Source organism: Kosakonia sp. S57, assembly GCF_016516575.1.
GTDB classification, from domain to species: Bacteria; Pseudomonadota; Gammaproteobacteria; order Enterobacterales; family Enterobacteriaceae; genus Kosakonia; species Kosakonia cowanii.
The window spans coordinates 114,159-120,567 of sequence record NZ_JACVUL010000013.1; the positions used below are offsets into that span (position 1 = coordinate 114,159).

A 6,409-nucleotide genomic window follows, 5' to 3' on the forward strand; every position below is an offset into this window, starting at 1 on the left:
AGGAGTTACCGTGAACTATCTCTACTCTGCCGCAGAAGCGGCTACCCTCAATGAGCAGCAACTGGGCGGCAAGGCAGCCAACCTGTTGTGGCTCACTGCCCACGGCTATCCGGTACCGAACTGGTGGGTGATCCCCGCCAGCGCGATGGATGAGATGCTGCGTTGTGATGCAAAAGCCGCGCAGTTGATGGCGCAACTCTCACCACAGATGCCCGCCGATCAGATTGAAACCCTTGCCGGGAAAATCAGCGCGCGCCTCGCCCGCCTTACGCTGCCGGAACCGCTGATGCAGGCGCTCGATGCCCTTGACGACGAGATGCTGTGGGCGGTGCGATCTTCCTGCAGCGACGAAGATGCCCGCCAGGCCTCGTTCGCCGGGCAGATGGACAGCTTTCTGTTTCAGCGCGGCAAGCAGCAGCTGGTGGATGCGGTAAAAGGGGTGATGATGTCGACATGGAGCGCGCGCGCCATGGCCTACCGCCTGCGCAAAGGGCTGGCGCTAAGCGCGATCCACTGTTCGGTCATTATTCAGGAGATGGTCGAAGGCGAGGTGTCAGGCGTGCTGTTTACCGCGCACCCGGTCAGCGGGTCGCGCCGGACGATGCTTATCTCCGCCGCCTGGGGCAGCGGGGAGGGGATCGTCTCCGGGCAGTGCAGCACCGACGAATTTAGCGTGCCGCTGGAGGGCAATAGCTTCACGCAATCCCTCAGCCAGAAGAACACCGCGCTGGTCTTTGACCGCAAGCGCGGCAGCGGCACCCGCGAGGTGGAGCTTGCTGCCGACCAGGCTGCGGCATCCTCGCTGACGGCAGCGCAGATCCTCGCCCTGCGCGATATGGGCGCCGCCATCGCCCGGGCGCTGCGCGCGCCGCAGGACATTGAGTGGACGCTCAAAGATAACCATCTCTACCTGTTGCAAACCCGCCCCATCACCCATCTGCCGAAAGATAGCGGCTGCGTGAGCGAGACGCTGATTTGTGACAATGCCAATATTCAGGAGTCTTACTGCGGGGTGACGACGCCGCTCACCTTCTCCTTTGCCCGCGCCGCTTACGCCACCGTATATGAGCAGACCCTGCAACTGGTGGGCTGCTCTGCCAGGGAGCTCGACCAGCGCCGGGCCATCACCGACAATATGCTCAGCCTGGTGCGCGGGCGGGTCTACTACAACATCCAGAACTGGTATCGCGCCCTGCAACTGCTGCCGTCGTTCAGGATGAATAAGCGTGATATGGAAGCGATGATGGGGCTGGAGGAGCCGGTCGACACCATCAGGGATAAGCAGCTCTCCACCTGTGAAAAGCTCGCCGCGCTGCCAGCGATGCTAAAGATGGGGGCGCGGGTTGGCTGGGCGCTCTTCACCCTTGAACCGCGCATCCGTGACTTTTTGCATAACTACACTCTTGCGCAGAGTTATATCGATCGCGACGCTCTCCACACCCTCTCTCCGGCAGAGCTTATCGTCCGGCTTAAATACCTTGATCAACTCCTGCTGGCGCGCTGGACCGCGCCAATTGTGAATGACTTTTACGTGGCCCGTTACAACGGCAAGGTGCAGGCGCTGCTGCGCGAACTCTGGCCCGATGAGCATCAGCAAATGAGCGGCGATCTGCTGGCGGACGAGGGGCAACTTGTCAGCACGGAGCCGACCCGGCATCTGCTGGCGCTGAGCCAGTATGCCCGCCAACGCCCGCAGCTGGCGGCGCTGATTCAGAGCGATGCCAGCGCTCATCTGCTTATCCGCCTGAAAGCGCTGGACGAGCACTTCTACCAGCAGTGTCTCGACTACATCGAACGCTACGGCGATCGCACCATTGGCGAACTCAAGCTGGAAACTATCACGCTACGCCAGGATCCCCGTTTTCTCTTTAACGTGCTGCGTAACTACCTGAACAGCGAAACCGTGCACGAAAAGCCGACGGGCACGCTGCGGGCCGCAGCGGAAGAGAGAGTCTTCTGCCGTTTACAGCAGACGCGGGGCAAACGCGCGCTGGCGCGCTTCAAGCGCGATCTCAGCAGGCTGAGGCGTGCGATCCACCACCGTGAAACGATGCGCTTCACCCGCACAAAAATGTTCGCCCTCTACCGCGATATCTATCTCCAGCTGGGGCACCAGCTGGCACTGGAAGGTGTGCTGGAGAGCGACCGGGATATCTTCTGGCTGACACGGGAGGAGATCTACCAGGGGCTTGAGGGAACGGCGGTGCAAACGGGCTTAACCACACTTATCGCCCAGCGCCGCGCCGAATATGCGGGTTATCAGCAGGAGGAGGAGCTGGCTAACCGTCTCTCCCTTACCCAGACGCTATTCCAGCAGCAAACCTTACACGCCGCGCCGCAGCCGACAGCGGAGGTTACGCAGCTGCAAGGCACCGGCTGCTACCCCGGCACGGTAGAAGCGACGGTGAGCCTGGTGCTCGCGCCGGAGAAGGCGAGCAATCTGGACGGCACCATCCTCTGCACTCTGCGCACCGATCCGGGCTGGGCACCGCTCTTTCCGGGCCTTAGCGGATTGATTGTCGAGCGCGGATCGACGCTGTCGCACTCCGCCATCGTCGCCCGCGAGATGGGCATTCCGGCGATTGTTGGCGTACCCGGCGTGACCCGCCAGCTTCAGCAGGGCGAGGTAGTTCGCATGGATGGCGCGAAGGGGCAGATTACGCGCGGCATAGAGAGAGGGAGAGGGGAAAATGAACCGACCGTTGATTGAGCAGGAGTGGCAGGCGGGCGATACGCTGGATAAGGGCTTTCTGGCGATTGCACCGCACATCTATGCCCATGACCCTTTCTGGCCGGGCGAAGATGAGGCTGTGATGACGCGTCAGTTCAGCGCCGCCAACCCCTTTATGCAGCAGGGGCGCGTCTGGACCGGCTACATTCGGGACTGCGCGCGCCTGGCGGGCTTCGCCACCCTCAACGCCGCCGGGGAAACGGTGGTCAACTTTGGTTTCTGGGAAACCATCAATAACCGCATTCCCAACCATCGCCTGTTTCGCGCCCTGATGCGCTGGGCGAAAAAACAGGGCGCCTCACGGCTTATCGGCCCGATTAATTTCTGCACCTTAGGTAAATTTCGCCTGCGGCTGGATACGCCGACCTGCGCGCCGTTTGCCGGGGAACCCTATAACCCGCCCTGGTATCAACTTCTGCTTGGGCAGATGGGGTTTCAGCCGCTGGCGCGCTACTTCTCGCTGTTTGAAGAGGCAAACGTGGTGCGCCAACTCTCACTGCCGGGAGAGGATCCCGGGCGCTGGCGCACCGCTGATTTTTCCCTTCAGCCGCTGACGCCCGCGCTGTGGCAGGCGCACCGGCAGGCGCTGTATGCGCTCATCACCCGGCACTTTGCTAACAATATCGGCTGGAGCATCAGCAGCGAGGCGCTCTTCGACTGGCACTTTAACGCCGGTACGCTGCAACCCTATTGCCAGGCACCCGGCTCCTGTCTCGCCTTCGGCCCGCAGGGCGATGTCGCCGGGCTGCTGTTTACGCTGGCGGATAAGCGCCAGCGCACGGGGATCTTCAAAACCATCATGATTGTGCCGCGCTACCGCCGCTCTCTGCTCTACGCCACGCTGGTGCGCCGCTTTCTCTTCAGCTTCGATGCCCAGTGGCCGCGCCTCGGTGCGGCGCTGCTTAACTGGAAAGGGCCGACAACCGCCACCGCGCTGCGCGCCTGTTGCAGCCCGAACAAGGTTTTTCACCACTATGGACTCTACTACAGGGATGTGCGCCATGAACTTCTGTGACTTTTTGCTGCACCAGCCCCCTTCGCTTCCCGCGCTCTGTGCCGGGGGGGAAACTGTCACCTATGGCGAGCTTCTCTCGCGTGCGGCGGTGTATCAACGCAGGCTGGAGCGCAGCGGGCTGCATGCTGGCCAGCGCGTGCTGCTGCTGATGACGCCGGGCATCGAGTTTTACCTGCTGCTCTACGCGATGCTGGGAGCCGGGCTGATTCCGGTACTGGTGCAAAAAGAGATGGCGCGCCCGCAGCTGCGCAGTTGCCTGAAACAGGCGCGTCTGAGCGCCATGATCGTGGCGCAGAACGCCGGGAAGGGCTGGTATCTGCTGCCGGAGCTATGGATGATTCGCCGCTTTACGCTCGATACGCCGCGGCTCTTTACCGCCCCTTTAGCGCAGGCAGAGCCGGAGGGCGTTAACACCGCTTTTCGCGTGGAAAATCTTGATGACGAGGCGACTGCGCTGCTGACCTTTACCAGCGGATCGACGGGCACGCCAAAAGGCGTGGTGCGCTCCCACCACTCGCTGCGGGCGCAGTGTCAGGCGATGAGCCACTTCTTTCCACACCGCCAGCAGCGGGATGTGACCTCTTTTCCGATCCTGACGCTGTTCAGCCATTTTCACGCGGGCTGCTGCTCTCTGCTGCCCGGTTTTGATGAGCAGGGCCACCTGCCGGTGCAGATGATTGCCGACGCGATTAATGCCCAACAGATCACGCGCCTGAGCGTCTCGCCCGCCTGGCTAAGAGAGCTTGTCGCCTATGCCGAAGTTCAGCCGTGTACCTTTGCGTCGGTAAGAGAGGTGATTATTGGCGGTGCGCCGGTAACGCGGGCGCTGTTACTGGCTGCCCGCAGCTATTTCCCGAAGGCCGCCTGCGCGGTTAACTATGGCGCGTCGGAAGCCGATCCCATCAGCAATGTTAGCGTCGACGAGCTTCTTGACGCCTGGGATCGGCAGCCTGGCTACCTTGTCGGGCGACCGGGGCCGCAAACCGCGATCCTTATTGCCCGCGAGCGGGTTCCTCAGCCCGCAGGGGAGGAGGGGGAGATCCTGGTCTGCGGGCCGCAGGTGCTGACCCGCTATCTCGATAACCCGCAGGCGGAGCAGCGCACGAAAATCCGCGATCCCGAGGGGCGCATCTGGCATCGCACCGGAGACAGCGGCTTTCTCGACGCGCAGCAGCGCCTCTGGTTGACGGGCAGGATCGCCGACCAGCTGCGCACGCCGTCGGGCTTAACGCTCTCGCCCTATCCGGTGGAAAAGCAGCTTAATGGCCTGCCGGGGATCGCCGCCAGCGCGGTGGTGCAGGGGCCGCAGGGGGAGATTGGCGTGGTGCTGCAACAGGCGGCGCAGTGCCGCACCGCCGCGCCGTTGCTGGCAACCCTCTTTCCCGACGAGACGGTCCGCTTCTGGCTCTGCGCGAAGCTGCCCGTCGATGCGCGGCATCACAGCCGTATCGACCGCGCGCGGCTGCGTTGCCTGATAGCACGGCGAAAACTAAAAGCGTTTTTGCCGGAGGTGCAAGGATGAACTATCCCTTTATCTGCCGTCTGTCGCTGCCGGATTGCCTGACGCTGACGGGCATGGTTATCGCCCTCGGCGGGATCGGTGCCGCCTTGTCCGGCGCTCTATGGCTCAGTATCAGCCTGCTTTACCTCGCGATGCTGGCCGATGCGCTGGATGGCAAACTGGCGCGCTGGCTCGGCTGTGAACGCTCCTTTGGCCGCTACCTTGACGGCTTTTGCGATCTGCTGCTCTACCTGGTGGCACCCGCGCTGATTTTTTACCTCAGCGGCTATCGCGGCGGCAGCGCCTTTTTTCTCGCCCTGATGGTGGTGTGCGGCGCGCTCCGCCTCTCCCGGTTCAATGAAAGCGGCAATATCACCCACCATGCCGCACTGGCGTATCTGGGCATGCCGGTCTTCTGGAGCCTCTTTATCCTTAGCGGCTGGGCGCTGCTGGCCCTCGCTTTACCGCCGCTGATCTGCGCCCGGCTGCTGAGCGTGGCATTGACGTTATTCAGCCTGGCGATGCTTCTCAACCGCCCCTTCCCGAAGTTCTCCTCGCTGATGACGCTGGTTATGATCTGCCTTAGCGGCGCGGCGCTGTTCGGCTTGCTGCATCTCGGAGGCGTGCATGGATAACCCCTCCCTGTGGGCGCTCTGGCAACTGCTGCTGCCGGTGTTTATTGCCGGTTGCGTGCATATGGCGGTGGTAACCTGCAACGTGCTGCCCGGGCTTGCGGTGCCGCTCAATGTGCGTCTGTTTGGTGGCAACAAGACCTGGCGCGGCATGGTGGTGGTGCCGCTTATCAGTATGCTGGTGGCACCCCTCTGCCTGGCAAATGAGATGGAAAACCCGTGGCTGCTGGGTGCGGCAACGGGGCTGGGCTATATGCTGGGTGAGCTGCCAAATTCGGCGCTGAAACGGGCGCTGGGGATTGCGCCGGGCACGCTGCCCGCGCGCGGTAGGTGGCTGTTTCTCTTTATCGACCAGGCGGACTCCGGCCTCGGTGTGGCGCTGGCGTGCGGCTGGCTGCTGGCGCTGGATATGCGCCAGGTTCTGCTTCTGCTGGCGCTCTTTATCCTCAGCGTGCCGGTCATCAAGTTAGCGCTCTTTTCGCTCGGGCTTAAAAAGAGCCGCTTCTGATGCAGAGATAAAAAAAACCGCC

5 protein-coding genes are annotated in these 6,409 nt (G+C 62.5%); all 5 read left to right on the forward strand.

Going from position 1 to position 6,409, the window contains the following annotated elements; all coding sequences use genetic code 11:
• The first annotated feature begins 10 nt into the window (after nt 1-10).
• From IAE48_RS14320 to IAE48_RS14340, 5 genes are read left to right on the forward strand one after another with little or no spacing between them, the layout of a single operon-like run.
• Entirely contained in the window at nt 11-2,710 is a 2,700-nt protein-coding gene (locus IAE48_RS14320) for a phosphoenolpyruvate synthase (protein ID WP_200134786.1), read from the forward strand.
• Nucleotides 2,691-3,746, forward strand: coding sequence for a hypothetical protein (locus IAE48_RS14325; protein WP_200134787.1), 1,056 nt, complete (start codon nt 2,691-2,693; stop codon nt 3,744-3,746). Before IAE48_RS14320 ends, IAE48_RS14325 begins: the two co-directional genes overlap by 20 nt.
• Nucleotides 3,733-5,268 carry an AMP-binding protein gene (locus tag IAE48_RS14330; protein ID WP_200134788.1) on the forward strand — a complete coding sequence of 512 codons (1,536 nt, stop codon included), beginning with the start codon at nt 3,733-3,735 and terminating at the stop codon, nt 5,266-5,268. Before IAE48_RS14325 ends, IAE48_RS14330 begins: the two co-directional genes overlap by 14 nt.
• A complete protein-coding gene (locus tag IAE48_RS14335) occupies nt 5,265-5,882 on the forward strand; it encodes a phosphatidylcholine/phosphatidylserine synthase (RefSeq protein ID WP_200134789.1) in 618 nt (205 codons plus the stop codon). Before IAE48_RS14330 ends, IAE48_RS14335 begins: the two co-directional genes overlap by 4 nt.
• Entirely contained in the window at nt 5,875-6,387 is a 513-nt protein-coding gene (locus IAE48_RS14340; protein ID WP_200134790.1) for a hypothetical protein, read from the forward strand. Before IAE48_RS14335 ends, IAE48_RS14340 begins: the two co-directional genes overlap by 8 nt.
• Nucleotides 6,388-6,409 lie beyond the last annotated feature (22 nt).